We start from the raw sequence: 23,521 nt of genomic DNA, 5'->3' as shown, positions 1-23,521 counted from the left end.
TTTAAACGGGGGATTATCACAATCCTTGATCTTTCGGTTGAAAGTGGTAATTAAGTTTCTGTTTATAGTTCAATGAGTTAAAGTGAGTGTATATATACTCTAAATATAGGTTTTTATTGACGCTTTCTAAAATTCTTAAAGGGATCAATCGCTGTTTTTTGCGCTCCAGAATGTAAATTATATAAAGGATGATTTTTATAAAACATATCTAATGAAAATGAATCTGTATTAGAGTTTTTAAATTTAGTATCTTGGTAATCTTTTTTCTGATACGATGACATGATCCCGGAATTATAATTTTGTTGTGCTCTATCAATTTCTGTGTAACTCGGTTTATTTAGGGTAAAGTGTGTTTGACAATGTGATGTTTGCATATTAAAATTTTGGGTTGTATTTTTTTGTTGGTTTGTTTCATTCGAGAATCGAAACGCACTTGGTTGATTAATTACTTCTTTGTTATTTGGCGAATTGAAATTTCCCATATTAACACGAGTATTTCCAACTTGTTGTTGTATTCCATTATTATTGAAAGGTTTTTCCATTTTTCCTGTTGCTTGCTTATTATTTTTTTCTCGTTGTGTTATATATTTTGTTCGTTCATCTTTATCATGTCTTTCTTTTTCTTTTTGATCATTTACTGTTTTATTCATAATTTCTATTTTTTGCAAATAATTAATTTCTTTATCTGTTAAATCTGTTATGGATTCGGTTAAGGTCTTAATTTCCAGTTGATGTTGACTTTCATTTTCCTTTAAATTGATAATCGTCTTTTCTAAATTATCAATCTCCGCTTTATATTTATTTTCTTGCTCTGAAACAAGGGCAATCGTTTTATTTAAATGATCGATTTCTTGTTGTTGTTGATTTTCATTTTCCTTAAAATTTATAATCATTTGTTCTAGGTTTTCAATCTCGGCATTATATCTATTTTTTTGCTCCGAAACAAAAGCGATCGTTTGATTTAACTGATCGATTTCCTGTTGACGTTGATTTTCATTTTCCTTTAGATTGTTAATCGTCTTTTCTAAATTATCAATCTCCGCTTTATATTTATTTTCTTGCTCCGAAACAAGAGCAATCGATTGATTTAACTGATCGATTTCTTGTTGATGTTGACTTTCATTTTCCTTTAAATTGATAATCGTCTGTTCTAAATATTCAATCTCGGCTTTATATTTATTTTCTTGCTCCGAAACAAGAGCAATCGTTTGATTTAACTGATCGATTTCTTGTTGATGGTTATCTTCATTTTTCTTGAAATTAATAAGCATTTGCTCCAGGTTTTCAATCTCGGCTTTATATTTATTTTCTTGTCCTGAAAAAAGAGCAATCGATTGATTTAATTGTTCGATTTCTTGTTGATGGTTATCTTCATTTTCTTTAAAATCAATAATCATTTGCCCTAGGTTTTCAATCTCGGCTTTATATTTATTTTCCTGTTCGGATAGGTGGTCGATGGTTTGGGTATAATTTTCAATTTCCTGTTTAAATTTGTCGATAACTTGTATATGATGATTTTCCTTTTCGGAAAGTTCAATCATGGCTTTTTCTAATTTTTCAATCTCCAATTTATATTTATTTTCTTGTTGGGATACAACGCTAATCGTTTGATTTAGCTGATCGATTTCTTGTTGATGGTAGTTCTCTTTTTCCTTTAAATCTATAATCATCTGTTCTAAATTTGCAATTTCCACGTTATATTGACTTTCCTGTTCCGATAGTTGGCCGATCATTTGAGTATATTTTTCAATTTCCTGTTTAAAGTTGTCGATAACTTGTTTCTGCTTTTCTTCCTTTTCGGAAAGTTCGATCATGGCTTTTTCTAAACTTTCAATCTCGGCTTTATATTTATTTTCCTGTTGGGATACAAGGGCAATCGTTTGATTTAACTGATCGATTTCTTGTTGATGGTAGTTCTCTTTATCCTTTAGGTCGGAAATCATCTGTTCCAAATTCTCAATGTTCACTTTGTAATGACTTTCCTGTTCGGTTAGGTGGTCGATCGTTTGATTATATTTTTCAATTTCCTGTTTAAAGTTTTCGATAACTTGTATATGATGCTTTTCCTTTTCGGAAAGTTCAATCATGGCTTTTTCTAAGCTTTCAATCTCCACTTTATATTTATTTTCTTGTTGGGGTACAGCGTTAATCGATTGATTTAACTGATCGATTTCTTGTTGATGGTAGTTTTCTTTTTCCTTTAAATCTATAATCAACTGTTCTAAATTTGCAATGTCCAGCTTATATAGACTTTCCTGTTCCGATAGGTGGTCGATCATTTGAGTATAATTTTCATTTTCCTGTTTAAAGTTGTCGATAACTTGTTTCTGCTGCTTTTCCTTTTCGGAAAGTTCAATCATGGCTTTTTCTAAGCTTTCAATCTCCACTTTATATTTATTTTCTTGTTGGGATACAACGCTAATCGTTTGATTTAACTGATTGATTTCTTGTTGATGGCTGTTCTCTTTTTCCTTTAGCTCGGAAATCAACTGTTCCAAATTCTCAATGTTCACTTTATATTGACTTTCCTGTTCGGATAGGCGGTCGATCGTTTGAGTATAATTTTCAATTTCCTGTTTAAACTTGTCGATAATCTGTATATGATGCTTTTCCTTTTCAGAAAGCTCGAACATGGCTTTCTCTAAATTTTCAATCTCCACTATATATTTATTTTTTTGTTGGGATACATCGCTGATCGTTTGATTTAACTGATCGATTTCTTGTTGATGGTAGTGCTCTTTTTCATTTAGCTCGGAAATCATCTGTTCTAAATTTGCAATGTCCACCTTAAATTGACTTTCCTTTTCGGAAAGGTGGCCGATTATTTGAGTATAATTTTCAATTTTATGTTTAAAGCTTTCGATAACTTGTTTCTGCTGCTCTTCCTTTTCGGAAAGCTCGATCATAGCTTTTTCTAAACTTTCAATCTCCAATTTATATTGACTTTCCTGTTCTGATAGCTGGCCGATTATTTGAGTATAATTTTCAATTTTATGTTTAAAGCTTTCGATAACTTGTTTCTGCTGCTCTTCCTTTTCGGAAAGCTCGATCATGGCCTTTTCTAAACTTTCAATCTCCGCTTTATATTTATTTTCTTGTTCAGATACAACACTGATCGTTTGATTTAACTGATTGATTTCTTGTTGATGGTAGTGCTCTTTTTCCCTTAGATCGGTAATCACCTGTTCCAAATTCTCAATATTCACTTTATATTGACTTTCCTGTTCGGATAGCTGGCCAATCTTAGAAATGTAATTATCAATTTCCTGTTTATATTTTTTTATATCTTTTTTATGTTGCTCTTCCTTATCTGAAAGTGCTTTTTCAAACTTATTAATCTCCACTTTATATTGACTTTCCTGTTCGGATAGCTGGCCAATCTTAGAAATGTAATTATCAATTTCATGTTTATATTTTTTTATATCTTTTTTATGTTGTTCTTCCTTATCTGAAAGTGCTTTTTCAAACTTATTAATCTCCACTTTATATTGCTTTTCTTGATCGTATAAAAGATCAATGGTTTTAGTAAGCTGATTCATTTCATTTATATAATTCATTTCTTTTTCGTTGAGAGAATTAATGGTTCCTTTTAACTCTTGAATTTCATTTTTGAAAATATTTTGCTCGTGAAAATAAAACATAACTTTTTCAACTAATTTCTCAATCTCTAAATTTATGCTTTGTACATCTAAATTAGTTATTTTTTTATTTACTGGAGCAAGAAGTGATTTCACCTCTGTAAGCCCATCCGCCATTTTTTGAAAACCATCATGGCTTTTAAATTCCTCATTTTTAACATTTTGTTTTTGAGCAGACTCATATTCTTGAACTTTCTTTTGAAGAGAAGCAATTTCACTTTGTAATAATTTATTCTTATCTCCAAGAGTTTTTATGTCATTTTTTTTCTTTTCGTCGTTTGTTTTGGTTTCCTTAAAGTACTGTAGTTCGGCCTTATATTTCTTAATTTCTTCTTCCAATTTCTGAACTTTGGTTTCTACATTCTTCCTTTCATGTTCCTTCCGATTGATTAGGTCTTGATATGTTCTTTGTTCATTTATCATTTCTTCATTTTGTTTTATTAATTTTCTTATTTTCTTTTTACTATAATCGACTTCGTATTCATTGACTTTTGATTTGTATAGGGAAAGTTCAGATCTAAGATGAATGATCATTTGCTGAAGTTGAACTGGAGTTATTTTATTCAATTTACTTTTTTGTATTTCATTGCCTTTTTCATCATCTGTGTACAAAATAACCACTCCTTATTTTTGATCACGTGTGACAGGCGGCAATCTCCGGCCATTACTAATAAGGAATCAATTAGACAGGATGAGATTGAGCGACTGTAAATGACCAAGAAGTTCCTATGCGGAGATGTTTATCAAGATTTTTATGGGTGTGGAGTACCGTTCGTGAGAGTGTTGTATTGCTTCAAGATTAGGAACACAGTGACATCCAAATCATTGAAGGGGTAAGGTAGACAAAAGAAAATTCCTCCTCATAAAATGATCATCTTGACCGAATAATCTTTGATTTCAATTTTTCAATATTCATGTGACTGGTTTTAATCAAATACTGATCCCTTTATAAATGATTCCATAATAGTTATATGTACCGTATTTCAAATTGGTGATTATATTTATCCCCTTTTTGATTCCCTCATAAAATCCTTAAGAATTTACATGGATGGAGGCACTGCATTTCCTTTTAATATTGTATATACAAACTTACACAAGCAATTAGAGTCTGCTAAGTGTATTCTTTATCATTTCTTCATTACTCTTACATATTATAAATATTGGGTGGTATAAGGGTTGTGAGAAAAGTGCCGAACGGTAGTATTTAATCCTTTTGAATAGTAAATCTGTTACCAGGATTAACATAAAGGGGGATACATAAATGGATATTAAAGTAGAAGTTGGGGATAAAAGGGCAGGAGCCATCCCCTATGAGTCTCTCCCGGCATTTACTTATCTTTTCAGGGAATTGGGTTTTGATGTGCAGCCAGATACTGAAAATAAGAAGGTACAGTTAAGTTCTGCATTGCATGGTAAAAGAATTGTCATTTCTTCCGACTATGATGTTAAATACAACACCTTTAGAAAGCACCTTCTAGAAAGGAAGGTGCTGGAGTATATTCAAACTTTCCTATCTGCATGTGGGGCAAAGGTGATACTTATAGATGAAAAGGAGGAATCAGAAAGGGCTGATTTTCATGTATACTTTTCACTCTTTGAAATTCCAGGAATAAAAGAGCCCATTCTTGAATTAATCCATAATTCGAAATCAGCTAATAAAAAGTTATTGGATATTTTTCATTATGAATGTACAAGAACTGGAACAAAATTCAAATCTAATGAGGTAGTCAGAAGCGCAAATAACCCTTTTATCAATATACAGATTATGTATCCTCTTATTAAGGGTGAAGATTTTTGGGAAAAACTTGGTGAGAAATATGCGATGTCCATAACAATAGGAATATTGGCTAGATTTCACGAAAGTTCGCCTTTATCTGTTTTGTCATTAGTTCCAATTGAAATTTTCTCAAACATGTTTGTTCATTCTGAAAATACTGAGATAAATTTAGAGCCTGCCATGCAAAAAGAAAAAAGGTTACCAGAAAAGAAAAAGTTTTTATTAAAGAAACCAACTATTACTGAAAGAAAAGAAGCGGAAGTTTTTTTAGATTATCATATTTTTATTGAAGAACTTGAAGAACGTAACAAAATCAAGCTTATTGGAAATCTTCATATTAAAAATATAGGTACGGAAATTTTGCGGAATCCAGTTATCTGCTTGCGTTCCAGCCCTTCAGAAAGTATAAAAATATCTGGGCAAATATTGCCTCCCAATGTTGCCGAAACTTTAGGGGTAATGAAAAATGAAGAAACAAAAGGGTGGAAATATATGAATGATGAATGGTTTGAGGAAATGGAGAGAGGTGAAACCTGGATATGTCCAATTCAATCTAAAAATATAAACCCTAGGCAAACAGAATCTTTAACTAACTTACAAATAAGCGTCCTTCAACCTGAAGAAAACAGCAATATTCGTGTAGAGGCTTTTGTGTTTTTTAAAGAACAAGATCTGGAAATCAGTTCAAGCAATCAAATTTCCTTATTATTAACGAAGAAACAATAAGGTAAAGGTTTAATGGCAGAGCATACCGGGGGTGGAATGGGGTGGTTGATGGGAATTATCACTATGAGAAATCCTTATTAGATAATATGAAAGTGATAGAATTATTGGACCAAGCGATAAAACAGAATAAAGGCTTTTCTCTTGCTCGTTTTGGAATCGGAGAAATAAGCTATTTAAGCTATCCAGCCAATGGATTATTTGTACAGGAATTCAAACGCTATGTATCTTATGCGGGAGTATCCAATGCACCAGAGATAATCAGGAGGGAATTGGTCAAGTCATTGCGGGATACTGATATTGCTGGTTTGATAGCTCCTTGGCGGCTGGATCCTTGGGCAAAACAAACCCGAACTGTACTTCAACAACTGAAGTTCATGCCTTCGAAAGCTTGTTGTGCTTGGATCATGCAGAGCCTCTTGGACGAGGGGACATTATGGCCCTGGCTGAGTAATAAGAAGGTTTTTCTTGTTGGACGCCGTTCAAAAGAAGCAGAAATCGTTTTTAAAGAACAAGGCGTACAAATTACTGGCAGTATAGATTTAAATGGGTATGAAGAGTTAAATAGAGTACAAAATGAGCTACAGTCTGATCAGGAATGGGAAATAGCGTTAATTTCCGCCGGGATCCCGGCAACCATTTTAGCTCCAAGAATTGCAAAATTGACCCAGAAGGTTGCCATTGATTTCGGTCATGCCCTTGATATGATTATTGATGGAAAAGAATACAAACTTTCCGACCTAGTAAAAAAGTGGAATGATCAGTTTTCCTAAATAGGAATACAAAAACTAATTTAATCATTATAGGGAAATAAAGAAAAAAATAATACTCGCAGATTCAACCTTGAATTCATAAGGAAGAGGTGCGAGTATCTTATTTACTAAATTCAGTTTACGACTTTTAATTGTATCGGAAAGACTTTTTTTCCTGTTAATTGGAAACATTTTAATTCAGGGGTCGAGTTTGCAAAAGAAATAATAAGGTGACCTACCTCTGGGTAGTTATTTAAAGTAATATCTCCTTCTGACGGATAAGCAGCATCTGTTGGGTGGGAATGGTAGATGCCAATAAAGTCTTCATTCCTCCTATCGATAAGTTCAAATACATGACGAATTTGATCTAAATCCATCGAGTAGGAAAAGGAGCTCCTATTGACATTTTCCATTGGCCAAATTGTTTCTGCAATCCCATTTTCCCCTGAAAGCAGTCCACATGCTTCAATAGGAAGCTCTCGTTTGCAATGAGAAATCATTTTTTGCCTAACATGATTGGTCATGTAAAAAGTACCGAATGTTAAACCTGGATCATTTGTTTTTTCCACAGCAACCTTTTGCTCGTACTGGCCGAACCTGGAGGGCAGAGGGAGTGATTAACTGATGTTGTTGGGACTGCGGGTTAGGCATTCCTAATTTTCTTCTTACTTTACGTCTTAGCTTATCAGATGCCATTTTTTTCTCTCCTTTTATAGGTATGCTCTATAAATATGAAAACATGAATCTTTATGTAACCTAATAATTAATAAATGGGTGGCCTAAAATGTGGGATACATTTACTAAGTGTTGAAGTAAATGATGGAATTGGACTTACCCAAGTTTCTTTACAAAAAAAAACCGAGAGATGAATATCCCTCGGGTTTTTAGTATTATACAGGGAAACGTTCGCAATCTCCTACTTCAACCTCTAATGCAGGGTTAGCTGCATCTGTCAGAGCAATAGTAACAGTTGAAGTTGCACCAGTTATTAAAAGTGTAGCAGCATCTCCTAAAGGATCAGCATCAGTTAGAGTTAGTGTGAATGTCGCATTTTCTGGTACACCTCCGGCTGGTGTTATTATACCGGTACCAGTTACAGTAAGCCCAGTTACTAATCCAGTAACAGGATCTGTAACACATGTAGGCTGGTTAAAGTCATTGGCTGTAAACGTGAAGCTTTGGTCAATATCAGCATCTGGGGTTCCAGTTGGAGTAGGAGTAGGTCCTAATGTATCGATGTAGGTAACTTGAATCCTGCTACCAGAAAGGGTACATTGGTCACAAACTAGAGCAGTCAAATCTAAGTTTCCTGTTGTTGGACCTCCTAGACCGTCCTCAAATACAAGGATGGATGCTTCGCCAGTAAAGTCTGCTGAACCTTGGCAGTCGCAGTTCAATGTAGGGAAGAAGGTTGGGCATTGTTGCGGGAATCGTGGTGTTGGGCACACGACCCCTTCTTCTTGAATTGGGATGACAGGACGTGGTCCACAGAACTTAGCCTCGACTTCTAGCTTAACCTCAGCCTCAACTTGAACATCTTTACACATGGTCACATCAAGTACAACCATATCACCAAGCATTTGATTTAAAACAACTGTACATTGAACATCGAAAATATTACAGTTGATTTCTGTTCCCTCTGGGAAACATAGGATTACTTCATCCATGAAACTAACAGGTACTACGAAATTACAACCTGGTAGTGGTTCTCCATTGCAAAAGAATTGAACGCGGATATGGACATGGAAGGCAAGGGAAACAATTTGGGCCCCTGGAACACTAGGAATGTTAGCTGGAATGGCTCCGATAAAATCACAGCTTCGTGTACCAACTACTTCCGAACAAGTAGCTGTTATGGTGTTACCATCATGACGTGCATCTTCAATTGCTGCAAAGCATTCCTCAGGTATTTGAACTTTATTGCGATCACGATTTGTTAGAACAACCCAGTCATATACTTTTGTAACACGAATACATTCAGGTCCGATGGGGTTCGGTACCACTTGTCGGCCCTGAATAGATTTGACGTTCCTTTTTTTCATCAAACATCTTTCCCTTCAGTATCAGGTTTTGAACACATTAACATACTATGGGGATATCTTTTTATGGGTACATTTTTCTTAGAAAATGGGCTAATAAAATTTTATGGATTTATAAATGTATATTTATATAATCAAAATCCAAATCATAAAATATGAAAAGAAAGATTAGGAGGTGAATAGGTGTTGGCTATCGAATGGCTTGATTTTTTTATTTTAATATTGGCTACCTTCCGGTTAACTCATTTAATTGTATTTGACGAAATCACTTCATTCATCAGAAAACCTTTCTTGACTGCCACCATCCAAGAAAATGCCTCAGGACAACTGGAGGAAATCATTGAAATAAAAGGATCAGGACTTCGTTATTTCATTGGTTCGCTTTTAAGTTGTTATTGGTGTGTAGGGTTTTGGTGTTCCCTCATTACTGTACTTACTTATTATTATTTTCCTGCTGTTTTTCCAATCATAGTGGTCTTTGCTGTTGCTGGAGCTGCCGCTTTTATTGAATCTAAAACATGAAAGTGTCGGGGGAGACAAATAAAAGCATAATGAACTTTATGTAATTTGATATTCAGAATAATAATATATGCTGAACATCATAAAAGTGCTTCATGGACAGAGAGGCTTATATATTCTTAGGTTTTAGATCAAAATCAATCTAAAACTGTTGTAGATTGATAGCAAGTACAAGAGAGGAATTAATTTTTATTGTTAAGCATCAGGGAAGCACGATTGATTAAAATCCATTCGATACGAATGGATTTTTTCTTATAATAATAGGAATTGAAATGGAAATATAAATTGGAGTAAAACTTCAATAAAAAAAGTTGTCGGCCGAAATCATGCAGGTGAGCCGATTATTAGGCATGTGATGCCGAAGAAATCTTTAGCCAGTTTGACCCGCTGAAAACAGGGATAAAACCTGTTCTTGGAACACAGTATCTCCTGTAAAACATGCTTGAACTCTCCATACAAAAGATGAAGATAGATTAATATTAAATGGGATCAAGTACAGGGAATTCTCAGGAAGGTACTTATCGCCACTTGATTCCAAGCTCACCTGAAATCCCCGAAGCTCTAAACTTCCTCAAGGAACTTGTTGAAGCAGGGAAGTTAAAAGTGGTCATTGACAGATGTTATGCGTTTGAAGAATTAGTTCAAGCCCATAGGTATGTAGAGAAAGGACGCAAGAAGGGAAATGCGTAATAACTATGGAATATAATAGATAATCCTGCTGAAACAACCAAGCACTTATAAAGCTAAGGGGTGTGTTCTTAAGGTATAAAGTCAGCAGGTATACTGGTTGACCTTTTTTAAAAATGGAAGAGGCATTTCGTAAGGTTGTTATTGAGGTGCGTTTTTGGAACGAAATAGATCTAGTTATAGCAAAGGGAGTGGAAAAATGTTTCCGATTTTAGAAACAAAACGGTTGGTCCTGAGAGAAATGGCTGAAGGTGATGCAGCAGATATATTAAAATGTTTTTCCAATCCAGATGTATTAAGATATTATGGGCAAACTCCATTAACAAATACAGATCAGGTGAAGAAATTGATTAAGAAGTTTTCAAAGAATTTCGAAGAACGACATGGAATCAAATGGGGAATTGAATTGAAAGGGAAGGATGGCATCATTGGAACGATTGGATTTCAAGAATGGTCTCAAGAACATAAAAGAGCAGAACTGAGCTATGCGCTTTTCCCAAAATATTGGGGTAACGGTTATGCAACAGAAGCTGTCAGTAAGGTGATTTCTTATGGTTTTAAAGAGCTTGAATTAACGCGCATTGGAGCAATTGTTTTTATCGAAAATAAAGCATCCAATAAGTTGTTGACAAATTTAGGTTTCAAAAAAGAAGGGATATTGAGAAATTATTTGTACCAAAATGATGTTTCATTTGATACTTATCTATACTCTCTTTTACGGTAAAGCCTAAAGGTTTGCCAAGGAAAATGATAGGTTCACAGACATAGGTGTTTTTGAGATGCAAAAATGGAAATTCAGATATATATTTAAAAATTCATGGTTTTCCTGTAAGATAACAATATATAAAAACCCTGTCGACTTGTCGACTTACTTAGAATACGTGAGGAAAAAATAAATTATGGAATTAGAAAAAAGTGTTGAAAAAAGTTGGAGCAATCAACAAAACATAGGCTTAACAGCATATTTAAAGAAAATGAAGGGCGAAGCTAGAGAAAAGGACAGAGTTGATTATATAGATTCCATTGTTTCAGCTATAGGTGGGCTCATTGCAATAATCATTATTAGTTTTATAGCTGTTTATTTAGGATATCCTATGGCATTAGCTCCTCTTGGGGCGAGCTGTGTCATTGTTTTTGGTGCCCATAAAAGTCTCTTGTCACAACCCCGTAATGTTATTGGAGGACATATAATCTCCACAACGATAGCTCTTATCATTTGGAGCATCTTTGGTAAAAGCTTATTCATTATCGGCCTAGTATTGGCCATTGTATTAATTATAATGACTCTTACAAAAACTGTTCATCCTCCTGCAGCAGCTAGTGCCCTTGTTTCGGTCAATTCTCAAGTTGGTTGGGGATTCCTGACTTCAATTATTATAGGTACCTTCTTATTAGTTTTTATATCGATGATTTATAATAATTTATTTCAAACAAGACAATATCCAAAACACTGGTTATGAAATTTATATCACATACTTTTATATGTGACTGTTTTATGGGTCATCGCTTATTGAGCTAACTGCCTCACTTCAGTAAGCAGGGAGCTGCTTTTTTTTAAAAGAGTTGATTATCCATCTTTTTACATAAAAATGCCGTATGATAATGATTTGCTAAAGCCTTTATGGGCAGTGGTAAAATCCCTGTAAAAAAGGTGAACGTTCATGTCTGGACCAGTAATAGAAGATTCTTATAATCGACAATACAATCGAAGAAAATCTTTTATCTTTATTAATAAGAGAGATTCCGATTATTGACGAAATTGTCTTGGTTCAAACTAAGTAGTTACCTAAAAATTATCTATTAAGCTCGCTGCCGTATTTTCGCTGATGCAAAAAAGCATGGTATGCGATTAAATTCATAAAAGGCATTCGGAATGAATTATTTCCGAATGCCTTTTGTCAATAAAATCAGCAATAGGGAATCGCTGTTATAGACGCATTAATTGCTGTCAGGACCCCTTTTATAACCTATTAATAACCACCGGTGTTCGCAGAAATAATGAGAGCCCCACTTGGAGAATAAATACCTGCTTTTGCCAAAGCATTATATGGATCTAAATTCCATAATTGTGCAGTATAACAGGACGTCTGACCTTTCATTAGCCAACCGTTACCACCGGAACTAGCACAACTTGTAAATGCTCTCTTGGTCGTGCCATTAAAACTATCCACCCAAACATTTGCATAATAATCGTACGGAGCAGCAGAATAAAACTTTAAGTATCCCCAAGCTGTATGACAATACGCACTTCCTTTTAGCTGTGCATATCCAATTTTCACACCGTTTTTATAAATATATTCTGTTTCATAGGTGATTGGACTTTTATTCACACAGCCTGTTGAATAAGGATTTGTATTATCATAGGATAGGGCATAAGTTTTATTCGTGGGTGCAATCGCAAAACAGTCCAAAAACAAGTGTTACTGCCAAGCCAATATTTAATATTTTTTTTATAATATACTCTCCCCTTTCCTTCTTCTAGACGTTAACATACAAAAATTGGTGTTTCCATGTACTTTGGAACCAATTACCACCTGTATAAATTTCACCATTTTATGGGTAATCACCTAGTTAAGGGAAAGTACCCCATTCCGATTAAACAAAGGCAAATACGAAAAACGATAACAAAGTGAATACTGGCCATAGGCCTTTTTTTGATTTATTAATATATAAATTACACGGTGGTTATATTTTATTAATAATATAAAGTTACTATTTTAATTGGAAATTACCATAAAAATTTTAAAATAAGGAGGATCTTTGTGTTTTTGTAAAATGATTACATGTTTTAAGGGGCTAAACGATAAGTAGGAGGAATTGATTTTGAAAGCGAAAAATAAATTTGCTGCAATGTTGACAGTTGTAACGCTAGGATTAACAACTTCTTTATCAAGTGTACAAGCATACTCGGAGTCTTCAAATTTAGATAATAAACGTAAGCCGGAGCTCGTTTTTCCTGTAATCAGTGATGTACATATTGATGATGGATCAACTGCTGATATGAACAAGTTTAGAACAGCCATGGATCAATTAAACAAAGCAGCGCCTAAACAGGATGCTTTTGTTGTCGTTGGGGATTTAACGGACTATGGATACGCTACTGAATATGATAAGTTCTTCTCCATTTATAATGAGAAGAAACAAGGTGATGTTCAATCCATGTTTACAATGGGAAACCATGATTATTGGAATGGACTTTCCGTTGAAAAAGCACAAGAACGTTTTCTTGAGAAAACAGGAATGGATTCCCTTTACTATCATAAAAAAGTAAATGGATATGATTTTATTACGTTAAGTCCAGAAAATGGGAATACCCATGGTTTATATTCTGTTAATCAAATTAACTGGCTAGGTGAAAAGTTAGCTGCAGCAGAAAAAGAGAATCCGGACCAACCAATCTTTGTTTTTCTTCATCAACACATTAAAGACACTGTGTATGGAAGTGACTTGTGGGGAACTCAGGAAAACAAAGAACTTTTATATGATACATTAAAGAAACATCCACAAGTTATTACATTTTCAGGGCATTCTCATTATCCACTTGAAGACCCCAGAACGATTCATCAAAAAGACTTTACGTCTGTTGGCACGTCTTCTGTAAGTTATTTGGAATTAGAACCGGGCAAACTTCAAGGGTTTCATCCAGAAGGAAATAGGGATATTAGTCAAGGAATGCTTGTAGAAGTTTATAATAATGAAGTTGTCATTAAAAAACGTGACTTTCATAAAGACGATTGGACAGGAAAACCATGGGTAATAAAAAATCCTTCTAAAAAAAATAAATTTAAATATACAGACGACCGAGATCAGTTGCCCCCGTCTTTTGCAGTTACAGACAAGGCTTCGATTGTAAAAGAAAAATCGACACTAAGAAGTTTAAATGTAACATTTCCTCAGGCAAAAGATAACGTGCTCGTACATTCTTATCACATTACGGCCAAAAACAAGGAAACAGGGGAGCTAGACGCAGACTTCACCGCATTTTCTGAATTCTATTATGATCCTGTGCCCAAGAATATAGAGTTCCCGGTAGCTGGACTTAAGCCAGGTACTGATTATGAAATTAAAGTACAAGCACTGGATTCATTTAACAATAGCAGTAAAAAGATGTTATTGGCTGGTGGTCAGACAAAAGCATTGGAAATGGTCTCAGCACAAGCTTCTCCTTCTTTAGTAACGACAGGAGAATCAACTACACTCCAAGTGAAGATGAAAAGTTTTGGAAATGGCAGTGTGAAAGGGAAAATTAAAGTTGATGCACCCGAAGGATGGAGTGTGGAGCAAAATGAACTTGAGTATGAGCTTTCAGGATCTGAAGAAAAAATATTGCAAATAAAAGCTACACCTAGTAAGGAAAGTTCCGGTTCATCACAATTCACGATCAGTGCTTACGAGGACGGCCAAATAATCGGCTCCAAGAATATAAATGTATTCGTAAACATGATGCTTGGAGAAAGTTTTGACCAATTAGAGTCTGCATTAAAGCCAGCAGTGAATGAAAACATTCCAAGTTCCATTCTCGGTTGGAGCCATACAGCTCCTAACGGCTGGTCGGTTACAAATAGCTCGAATATGCCAGCTGGTACAGAGGAGTGGCAAGGTTGGAGCTTTACAACAAAGGACTTTTGGACAAAGGCAGAAGACCAAGATCGGAACAAATTTGAGCTTGGCCAAGGTGTTATAGCTGTAGCGGATCCTGATGAATGGGATGATAACGGTTCACCAGCATCAAAAGGCTTTTTTGATAGTACATTAACTTCCCCTTCTGTAAAAGTTGATGGTGCAAAAGATCTATTCTTAGGATTTGCATCTCACTATAAACAAGAAGGAACGCAAACAGCTGAAGTAACGGCTATCTTTGATAATGGGGTAAAACAACAAGTTCTCGTTTATGACAATAAAGCTGCTTCTGATAATAAAAATGGACATGTTTTGAATAAGTATGAAGTTAAATCGATTAAGGTTCCTGAAGGTGCATCTTCTATTAAATTACAATGGAGAATGCATAATGCGAAAAATAATTGGTTTTGGTCGATTGACGATATTAGATTGGATGACCAAATGATCGTCTCACCAAATTAATGAGAAGAACAGATGAGCATTTCTTAAAATTTGTATAAGTAAAAAGCGGACTTTCCCTATGGAGGAAGTTCGCTTTTTCTCTATGTCTCACAAACTCTGGAAAAATAGTAAACTATTAAACCTTCATGGTCTTTTCCGTGTGCTTGATAAAGGTTTCGCTAAATTAATTTCGTATCTTTGTGAAGATAATAAATGCTGAAGTGCAGCTTTATATAATTCTTGGATAATTTATAAATAATTTCATTATTATAAAAGGTAGGTTAAAAAAATATTTTAACAAAAACAACCTTAGCAGTGACCCCGCTAGACGCTTGCGTCGAGGGGGCTTGGCAGACAGTCGGCGGAAAGGGAGCGGATTTTTGAAATCAAGGGAACGTTTTTAAATAAAAAACTGTAGGCAAAACTGAATAAGGAATTAGTTTTACTGCATGATTTTTGTTTTAAATGAACTGAAAACCCAATGGATTGAAGATATGTGACACTCCTGCCGAAAAACTGGCTACCCGAGACCCCACAGACGCTTGCTTTGATGCGGCTTGGCAGACAGTCGGCGGAAAGGGAGCGGATTTTTGAAATCAAGCTGGAGTTTTTTAAATAAAAAACTGTAGACCGAAAATGAATTAGGATTTTTCTATGTATTTTAGAAAATTTTAAGATTTGTGTGATATGTTTTTTAAGTTCAAAGAAAAATTATCATGCATATGCAGGAACAGCAGATAAACGGTGAACTTTTCTATATAAGAGAAAACGAGAGATCGAACGGGGTGAACATATTTGTCAATTAAAATGAGGTTTCTGTTGTCCTACGTTGGCGTAATTCTTATTTCCATCACTTTATTTTTAGCAGCTGGATTTTTACTTATTTTTGCAATAACAGGTGATGTAAAATCGATAGAGCATTTATATAAAAACTCTTATCTCCAAAAACCTTTGACTGCAGTAGAAGAAAGTGTGTTTCTCGATTTAAAGCTTTTGGCAAAAAATAACCCTGAGCAGCTTCTAAACGAAGAACAGCTGAAGAAGCTTGAACATAGAGATATTAAGATTGTCGTTAGAAAAGGTAATAACATTGAGTATGCGTCCCCCGCACTTGATAAGCTAGGTTTGGTTCAATCACTTCCCATTTTCGAAGAAACGAACATCAATACACGGGACACAATCAAAATGAAAGACTCTTTTTTCACCTATGTGAAGTTTGATTTTTATTTTTCGGATAAAAGTGAAGGAAGTATTTTTGTAATGAGAAAGGCAAGTTCCTATGCCGAGCTGACTCGGGAGTCATTTCCCATTTTATTCGCTCTATTGTTATTACTGTTTGTAATGATTATTGGACTTTTAAATTATTTAGTTTCAAGAAGCATCATCAAACCTATCTCAATACTTAAAGAGGGAGCAGAGAGGATAAAATCAGGAGATTTAAACTTTGAAATCAAAGCGGCTTCGAATGATGAAATCGGACAATTGAATAGGGAATTTGAGGAAATGAGAAAAAAGTTAAAAGAGTCCGTAAACCTTCAGCTTCAGTATGAGGAAAATCGCAAAGAACTACTTTCCAATATTTCTCATGATTTGAAGACACCTATCACTTCGATTATGGGATATGTTGAGGGGATAAAAGACGGAGTAGCAAACACCCCACAGAAAATGGACAAGTATTTATCGACGGTATACCTAAAAGCAAAAGATATGGATTCATTGATAGATGAATTGTTTTTATTTTCCAAGCTGGATTTAAAAAAGGAACTATTCACTTTTGAGACGCTCAGACTAGATAAATATTTGAAAGACTACGTAGAAGAACTTCAATTGGATTTACTTCAACAAGGAATCCAGATTGACCTTCAACAGCTGAATAAACCGATATACGTAACGGCGGATAGAGAGAAACTGAAACGCGTATTGGCCAACCTGATCAGCAATTGTGTAAAGTATATGAATAAAGATGAAAAACACATTTCCATTTCTCTGCATGAAGGACTATATGATGTAGTAGTACAAGTCACAGATAATGGCTATGGAATAGAATCTTCTGCTTTGCCTTATATTTTTAACCGCTTTTATCGTGCTGAGCAATCTAGAAATTCCCTGACAGGCGGAAGTGGTTTAGGACTTGCGATCGCAAAAAAAATTATCGACGAGCATGGAGGGGATATCTGGGCTACCAGTGAGATAGGAATAGGTACAAGTGTCTTCTTTTCCATAAAGAAAGGTGAGGAAATGTGAAAAAGATATTACTTATTGAAGACGAAGTCAGTATTGCTGAATTACAAAGGGACTATTTGGAAATTAGTGATTTTAGTGTCGATATTCAACATACTGGTGATGCAGGTCTCCAACAGGCACTTCAAGGAAATTATCATTTAATCATTTTGGACATCATGCTTCCAGGGTTGAATGGATTTGAGATATGCAAACAAATACGTGCTGTCAAGAATATCCCGATTTTGCTTGTATCCGCGAAAAAGGAAGATATTGATAAAATTCGGGGGCTTGGACTAGGGGCAGATGATTATATTACAAAGCCCTTTAGTCCAAGTGAACTAGTTGCAAGAGTGAAAGCACACTTAGCGCGTTATGAACGTTTATCAGGAAGTCACCCCAAATCTAATTCAATCTATGTCCATGGAATTTCAATAGATAAGTCAGCACGCAGGGTTCACATAAACGGGGAGGTGGTCCCGTTTACAACAAAGGAATTCGATACTTTAGTGTTTTTAGTCATGCATCCGAATCAAGTATTAAGCAAAGAGCAGCTTTATGAAAATATTTGGGGTTTGGAATCGGCTGCAGATGTTTCGACTGTCACTGTCCATATCAGGAAACTACGTGAAAAAATTGAAAGAAATCCTGCCCATCCTAAATTTTTGGAAACCGTTTGGGGAGCAGGGTATCGCTTTAATGTTTAAATAGAGTGTTTTATGACCCGTCACGAAGGTGACGGGATTTTTTTATAAACATTAAGAAACTTTATGAATAAGTTAATCATTTTTTAAGAAATTGTTTAGAGGGAGTTTAATATTAGGCACTAATATAATGGAGACGGATTGAGAAAGGATGGTGTGTTTCATGTGGAGACGGCTAACGATTGTCATCGGATGCCTATTCATCCTTCAAGGGTGTGTCTTAGATAGCGAAAGAGAGCCAAAAAAACAACAAAAGGGGTCAGGAAAGGGAATGAATGAACTACTGATTCAAGCAGTAGAACGAAAAGAAACGGAAAGAATAAGAAGTTTGATTGAGCAAGGTGCAGATATTAATACACAGGATTCGGTGGGGCGAACCGCCACTATGATTGCGACTTATAACAACGACGTAGAGTCTGCAAAAATCCTTATTAAAGCGGGTGCAGACGTCAACATTCAGGATGACATGAAAAATACCCCCTTCTTGTATGCCGGTGCTGAAGGTTATCTAGATATACTTAAACTTGCAATTGAAGCAGGCGCAGACCCGTCTATAACCAACCGTTATGGAGGAACGGCTTTAATCCCTGCTTCGGAACATGGATATGTAGAGGTTATTAAAGAACTCCTAACTAAAACTGATATTGATGTGAATCATGTAAATGATCTCGGTTGGACAGCTTTGCTAGAAGCTATCATTTTAAATAATGGTGATGGAAAACAGCAGCGAACAGTCCAATTGTTAATAGATCATGGGGCAGGTGTCAACATTCCTGATAATAATAATGTGACCCCTTTACAACATGCCCGCGAAAAAGGATTTAAAGAGATTGAACAGATTTTACTAACAGCTGGAGCAAAATAACCAGATCGCTGATACTTTCAATTTGTAATGTCAATTGGCTTACTAATTAATTAAAACCACAATATGATATGAGGAGACGAAAAAATGAACAAAAAAGCAAAAATTTCATCATCTATATTACTTGGATTAACATTGGCCCTAACAGGATGTAACACAAACGCACAAGAAAATCATAGTGCCCAGAAGCAGGAACAAACTGCCAAAGAAAGTAAACAAGAAAACAAGTTAACAGCAGGACAGGAATTGACTAAAATTCTTAGTAGCACGAATTGGCAAGGTACAAAAGTTTATGATAAGAATAATAATGACTTAACAAAGGAGAATGCTAACTTTATTGGACTCGCGAAATATGACAGTGAAACATCCAGATATGAATTTTTTGATAAAAATACAAAAGAAAGTCGTGGAGATAAGGGAACTTTCTTTATTACCAATGGGAAGATGCGAGTGTTAATTTCAGAATCGATGGGTTACCAGGCCGTTGTTGAAATAACAGAACTGAATAAGGATATGTTCACCTATAAAAGAATGGGTAAAGATGCTAAGGGTAATGACGTAGAGGTGTTTGTTGATCATATTCCTTATACTGAAACAGAACTTTCCTTTACAGATCCAGACAAAGATTTGGAAACTTACACAGGGGACGTAGAAACAGATGTTGATGGAGATAAAATTTTATCAAGCACCCCATGGCAAGGAACAGTGGCATTGGATGAAAAGGGAAATGATGTATCAAGCTATAACTCGAATTATTTAGGTCTAGCAAAATATGATGAAAAAACAAATAAGTATGAATTTTTTGATGCTAAAACCGGTGAAAGCCGTGGTGATTACGGGTATTACGATGTAGTTCACGGAAATAAGATAAGAGCCCATGTTTCACTAGGGGAAAATAAATATGGCGCAGTTCTTGAACTTACAGAGCTTAATGAAAATAAATTCACTTATAAACGAATCGGTAAAGATAAAGAGGGAAAAGATATAACGATAACAGTAGAACATATACCTTATGAAGGTGATTTGAAACTAAAATCAACTAAGTAAAATATTAAAAAAGGGATTTTGCATTAATAGCAAAATCCCTTTTTTAATATAGTAATAGAATGGTGGTTCAAGATGTTTAAGCATTAAACCGTTCAACAGATGTTTCCAGGTCATTAGCAAGCTTTACCATCGAAGAGGTGGAGAAGGAAATGTCCTCCATTGATTTCGCTTGTTGATCGGTTGATTGTGCCACTTGCTTTGAAGCCACTGCAGTTTCCCTTGTCAATCCTGCAAAATCTTCTATCGAAGCATTGATTTCCTGAGAACTTGCTGCCATTTGCTCTGTAATGGCTGATATTTCTTGAATCTGATCACTAACATGCTCAAAAGATTTTATAGTCTGTTTAAAAGTTTCTCTTGTATTCAGCACAAATTTTGTCCCTTCCTCTACCTCTTTAGTTCCAGTTTCCATCATTTTCACTGATTCATTTATGATGGATTTAAAATGAAGTAGAGACTCTTGAATATTGATTGCAGATTCCTTCGTACCTACTGCCAATTTCCGTACCTCGTTCGATACCACCGCAAAACCTTTACCTTGTTCACCGGCTCTAGCAGCTTCAATGGCTGCATTTAGGGATAGCAGGTTGGTTTGCTCGGCAATTCCTGTAATTAAATGTACAATATTCACAATCTCATTTGCTTGTTCGTCCAAATTCTTTATTTTTGAACTTGTTTGCCGCATCACATCTTTTACTTGCAGAATTTGATTTGAGAGTTCATTTATATCTTCATTTCCAATGGACATCCTAGTTGAAACATGATTTGTCTGTTCGCTGACTTCTGAAGAAGCTTCGGCAATTCTTTGTATACCTATAGTCATTTCCTCGATGACCCTCGATGATTCTTCACTTCTGTGCAATTGTACTTCCGCAGCTCCTGCAACTTGCTGAATCCCATTAACGATATATTGCGTGGAAGTATCCATTTCTTTAATTTTGTGTTCGATATCACTTGATGATTCCAATAGCTGGAATGATGAGCTTTTCATGGAGTTGACGATCATAGTTGTATTGGTGATCATTTCCTCAAAGGATTTAACTAAAACTTTGATTTCGTCGTTTCCCTTAACCCTTGTGTTGCTAATCAGTTTATTGGCTGTTAATAAATCCCCATTTGAAATTTCCTTTGCAGCCAAGCTGACCTTGAGAAGCGGGCTTAACTTCCTAGTCAAGAACCATATTAAGGCCCCCACCACAATCGCCATTAAGATTACATTGATTATTATCGTCAGGGGAAGGATGCCACCCAGAACCTTGCTGGCCGTAGCATCGACTTTGCTGGCATCAATATCCACCCCTAGAATACCAATAACCTCGTTCCCTTTCTTTATGGGAACAAAAACGGATAAATAGTCACCATATTCAGGATCATGAATGATGGAAGTGGTAGAAACCTTTCCCTTCATGACGCTTTCTACATCCTGAAATGAAGTAGCGGTTGTGGGCGTTAAAATGGGAGATGCTTTTTTATCTCCCTTACCCATTCCGTCTACAAGAATATGGACTTTTTCGCTATTTTCGTTAATCCCCAATGTATATACATATAATGCTCCAGTTTTTTGTCTATAATCATTTAACTGCCCGCGTATCTCCCAATATGTAGAGGTTTCGGATTGATTACTTAAAAAATCAGCATAAGATGTTGGATTTATTCCTTGAGAGATGTTGCTTGCTATGTCTAAGCTGCTCATGGCGATTGTTTTCTCAACTGTATCATTTGTACTTTTATACATTAATAGTAAACTTCCAATCAATGTAATGATCATGCCTGTCAAAAGAACAAAACCTATTTTCGTACTGAGTTTATTCATCTTTGTTTATTCCTTCCCCGTGTTATATATTAACCATAATTTATATATCGGTAATAATTAAATATATTTAATGAGATCTTTTAAAACCTTCGGAAGGAGTTTTTATGGCTTTATTCTTTAACCTGTTGTAAGAGGGGGGCGTAATGAATGTATTTTAAGGAAAACCTGAAATTATTTGATTTTTTCTATCCTATAAATATCCTAGTATAGTAATGAACGAATTTCATCTTTCCCTTCTCATTCAATAAATCTCATGAATGCCAATCCTGTAAATATTAATTAGTGAAATAGGGTAATTGTTAAATTGTTATAAAATTCAAAAAATGGTTTGACATTAGTAAAAATGGAAGCTTATAATCAACGTAAGATTTCAAATATAAAAACTGAGTTTTATATTATAGAACAAATTACCTTTTATTTTATTAAAGTAATCGTTTAAAAGTTGAATCAACTTGTGAAAACGTAATTAGAGGTGAATTGTTTTTTCCTTACTCCGAATAAAACAAGAACAGAGTTTTATATTATAAAACAATTTGTTTTTTGCTTATACAAGGATGAGGAGAAGTTTTTAAGATTAGCCATAATGATAACGCTTACAAAAAATGGGGAGGGTTTTTATTGAAAAAAAGAAAGCTTTTTGTATTTTCCACAAGCTTAACTCTTGCAATGGCATTCCTTTTATCAGGATGTAGTGGAAGTGAAGGAGAAAAAACCAGTGGATCTGGAGTAGAAAAGAAAACTATTAAAGTGGCACATTATTTTGCTGAAAATCATCCTCAAAACATTGCTTTGAAAGAAAAATTCAAAAAAGTGGTTGAAAAGGAGAGTAATGGTGAACTAGAGGTTCGGATTTATGCGAACAGTACATTAGGTGCAGAAAAAGAATTTTATGACGGCGTCAGAAACGGAACAATCGAAATGGGTGTCCCTGGGCTTATTATGCAGTCGGACATTCCTAAAATGGGTGTTCCGGAATGGCCCTTCCTATTTAGGGATTACGATCATGTAAAGAAGGTATTGAATGGACCTATCGGAGAGGAATTAACAGAAGAGCTTGATCCAAAGCATGGAGTGACACCGCTTGCATGGAGTGCAAATGGATTTAGGATGTTTTCGAGTAATCGTCAAATTAAGAGTATGAAAGATTTTGACGGACTTCAACTCAGAATGCCGAACATCCCGAATTACATAAAATTAGGTGAATCATTGGGGGCAAACGTTAGCCCATTGCCTATTTCAGAAGTTTTTACCGCACTTGAACAAAAGGTTGTTGATGCCCAAGACAATCCCATTGCCACGCTGAGATCCTCGGGGTGGAATGAAGTTCAAAGTGATGTACTGGAATCCAAGCATATGTTCAGCCCCAATATTTACATTATCAATAGCAAATTCTACAAAGGGCTAACAAAGGAGCAACAAAAAATCATTCAAAAAGCAGCAAAGGAGTCGGCAGCATATGAGTTTGATTTGATGGAAAAAAGTTATGAAGATGACAAAGCATATCTAATGGATAATGGAATCAAATTCACTAAGCCTGACGAAGACTTTTCACAAAAAATGTTAAAAGCATCTCAACCTGTTTATGATGAAGTCTTTGAGAAAAATGACTGGGCGGAGGAGCTGGTCGGAAAAATAAAAGCAGAATGAAGAAGGCGCTCTAGATAGGAAGGGGGAGATGT

The 23,521-nt window shown here is 35.2% G+C and carries 16 protein-coding genes and 1 pseudogene; 12 read left to right on the top strand and 5 right to left on the bottom strand.

Features of this window, described 5'->3' with window-relative positions:
* Positions 1-113: 113 nt before the first annotated feature.
* A complete protein-coding gene (locus tag ACIQYG_RS09865) occupies positions 114-4,250 on the bottom strand; it encodes a hypothetical protein (protein ID WP_402837530.1) in 4,137 nt (1,378 codons plus the stop codon).
* A 649-nt stretch (positions 4,251-4,899) separates the two neighbouring features.
* Between ACIQYG_RS09865 and ACIQYG_RS09860 the strand changes: the two genes are divergently transcribed.
* Positions 4,900-6,141, top strand: coding sequence for a hypothetical protein (locus ACIQYG_RS09860; RefSeq protein ID WP_402837528.1), 1,242 nt, complete (start codon positions 4,900-4,902; stop codon positions 6,139-6,141).
* Between the two features lie 41 nt (positions 6,142-6,182).
* Positions 6,183-6,911 (top strand): GT-D fold domain-containing protein, encoded by a 729-nt coding sequence (locus tag ACIQYG_RS09855; RefSeq protein ID WP_402837526.1) that lies wholly within the window; start codon positions 6,183-6,185, stop codon positions 6,909-6,911.
* A gap of 113 nt (positions 6,912-7,024) precedes the next feature.
* Here the strand turns inward: ACIQYG_RS09855 and ACIQYG_RS09850 are convergent, their stop codons facing one another.
* Together ACIQYG_RS09850 and ACIQYG_RS09845 are read right to left on the bottom strand one after the other, a co-directional pair.
* Positions 7,025-7,459, bottom strand: coding sequence for a M67 family metallopeptidase (locus ACIQYG_RS09850; protein WP_402837524.1), 435 nt, complete (start codon positions 7,457-7,459; stop codon positions 7,025-7,027).
* Positions 7,460-7,780: 321 nt separating this feature from the next.
* On the bottom strand, positions 7,781-8,932 hold the full coding sequence (locus ACIQYG_RS09845) for a BMQ_0737 family morphogenetic spore coat protein (RefSeq protein WP_402837522.1): 1,152 nt from the start codon (positions 8,930-8,932) through the stop codon (positions 7,781-7,783).
* Between the two features lie 180 nt (positions 8,933-9,112).
* On the opposite strand from ACIQYG_RS09845, the gene ACIQYG_RS09840 reads away from it, so the two are divergent.
* The 4 genes and pseudogenes from ACIQYG_RS09840 (at position 9,113) to ACIQYG_RS09825 (ending at position 11,595) form a co-directional block, all read left to right on the top strand.
* On the top strand, positions 9,113-9,451 hold the full coding sequence (locus ACIQYG_RS09840; RefSeq protein WP_402837520.1) for a DUF1360 domain-containing protein: 339 nt from the start codon (positions 9,113-9,115) through the stop codon (positions 9,449-9,451).
* Between the two features lie 540 nt (positions 9,452-9,991).
* A pseudogene (locus ACIQYG_RS09835) lies at positions 9,992-10,161 on the top strand (zinc-binding dehydrogenase); the annotation flags it as partial.
* A 173-nt stretch (positions 10,162-10,334) separates the two neighbouring features.
* Positions 10,335-10,859 carry a GNAT family N-acetyltransferase gene (locus tag ACIQYG_RS09830; protein ID WP_402837518.1) on the top strand — a complete coding sequence of 175 codons (525 nt, stop codon included), beginning with the start codon at positions 10,335-10,337 and terminating at the stop codon, positions 10,857-10,859.
* Positions 10,860-11,034: 175 nt separating this feature from the next.
* On the top strand, positions 11,035-11,595 hold the full coding sequence (locus ACIQYG_RS09825) for an HPP family protein (protein WP_402837516.1): 561 nt from the start codon (positions 11,035-11,037) through the stop codon (positions 11,593-11,595).
* A 510-nt stretch (positions 11,596-12,105) separates the two neighbouring features.
* Here ACIQYG_RS09825 and ACIQYG_RS09820 read toward each other — a convergent pair.
* Positions 12,106-12,546 (bottom strand): DUF2690 domain-containing protein, encoded by a 441-nt coding sequence (locus ACIQYG_RS09820; RefSeq protein WP_402837515.1) that lies wholly within the window; start codon positions 12,544-12,546, stop codon positions 12,106-12,108.
* 412 nt (positions 12,547-12,958) lie between these two features.
* Between ACIQYG_RS09820 and ACIQYG_RS09815 the strand changes: the two genes are divergently transcribed.
* The 5 genes from ACIQYG_RS09815 to ACIQYG_RS09795 all read left to right on the top strand — a co-directional run bounded on the left by ACIQYG_RS09815 (position 12,959) and on the right by ACIQYG_RS09795 (position 20,029).
* Positions 12,959-15,217, top strand: a complete 2,259-nt coding sequence (locus ACIQYG_RS09815) for a metallophosphoesterase (RefSeq protein WP_402837513.1) — start codon at positions 12,959-12,961, stop codon at positions 15,215-15,217.
* Between the two features lie 774 nt (positions 15,218-15,991).
* A complete protein-coding gene (locus ACIQYG_RS09810; RefSeq protein WP_402837511.1) occupies positions 15,992-17,440 on the top strand; it encodes a sensor histidine kinase in 1,449 nt (482 codons plus the stop codon).
* Positions 17,437-18,123, top strand: coding sequence for a response regulator transcription factor (locus ACIQYG_RS09805; RefSeq protein WP_402837509.1), 687 nt, complete (start codon positions 17,437-17,439; stop codon positions 18,121-18,123). Before ACIQYG_RS09810 ends, ACIQYG_RS09805 begins: the two co-directional genes overlap by 4 nt.
* 160 nt (positions 18,124-18,283) lie before the next feature.
* Positions 18,284-18,985, top strand: coding sequence for an ankyrin repeat domain-containing protein (locus ACIQYG_RS09800; protein ID WP_402837507.1), 702 nt, complete (start codon positions 18,284-18,286; stop codon positions 18,983-18,985).
* Between the two features lie 84 nt (positions 18,986-19,069).
* Complete coding sequence (locus ACIQYG_RS09795) at positions 19,070-20,029, top strand: DUF4822 domain-containing protein (protein WP_402837505.1); 960 nt, start codon at positions 19,070-19,072, stop codon at positions 20,027-20,029.
* Positions 20,030-20,105: 76 nt separating this feature from the next.
* On the opposite strand, the gene ACIQYG_RS09790 is transcribed toward ACIQYG_RS09795, so the two are convergent.
* Positions 20,106-21,842, bottom strand: coding sequence for a methyl-accepting chemotaxis protein (locus tag ACIQYG_RS09790; RefSeq protein ID WP_402837503.1), 1,737 nt, complete (start codon positions 21,840-21,842; stop codon positions 20,106-20,108).
* Positions 21,843-22,460: 618 nt separating this feature from the next.
* Here ACIQYG_RS09790 and ACIQYG_RS09785 point away from each other — a divergent pair.
* Entirely contained in the window at positions 22,461-23,489 is a 1,029-nt protein-coding gene (locus tag ACIQYG_RS09785) for a TRAP transporter substrate-binding protein (protein ID WP_402837501.1), read from the top strand.
* The last annotated feature ends 32 nt before the right edge of the window (positions 23,490-23,521 follow it).

Source organism: Peribacillus sp. NPDC096622, assembly GCF_044762665.1.
GTDB classification, from domain to species: domain Bacteria; phylum Bacillota; class Bacilli; order Bacillales; family DSM-1321; genus Peribacillus; species Peribacillus frigoritolerans_B.
The sequence above is the reverse complement of the archived record's forward strand: the minus strand, read 5'-3'. Positions and strand labels throughout refer to the sequence as shown.

Bases quoted from the DNA above. Each gene is read 5' to 3' on its own strand.
- ACIQYG_RS09825 (WP_402837516.1), top strand. From the start codon at position 11,035: ATGGAATTAGAAAAAAGTGTTGAAAAAAGTTGGAGCAATCAACAAAAC.
- ACIQYG_RS09795 (WP_402837505.1), top strand. From the start codon at position 19,070: ATGAACAAAAAAGCAAAAATTTCATCATCTATATTACTTGGATTAACA.
- ACIQYG_RS09800 (WP_402837507.1), top strand. From the start codon at position 18,284: ATGTGGAGACGGCTAACGATTGTCATCGGATGCCTATTCATCCTTCAA.
- ACIQYG_RS09790 (WP_402837503.1), bottom strand. From the start codon at position 21,842: ATGAATAAACTCAGTACGAAAATAGGTTTTGTTCTTTTGACAGGCATG.
- ACIQYG_RS09830 (WP_402837518.1), top strand. From the start codon at position 10,335: ATGTTTCCGATTTTAGAAACAAAACGGTTGGTCCTGAGAGAAATGGCT.
- ACIQYG_RS09845 (WP_402837522.1), bottom strand. From the start codon at position 8,932: ATGAAAAAAAGGAACGTCAAATCTATTCAGGGCCGACAAGTGGTACCG.
- ACIQYG_RS09860 (WP_402837528.1), top strand. From the start codon at position 4,900: ATGGATATTAAAGTAGAAGTTGGGGATAAAAGGGCAGGAGCCATCCCC.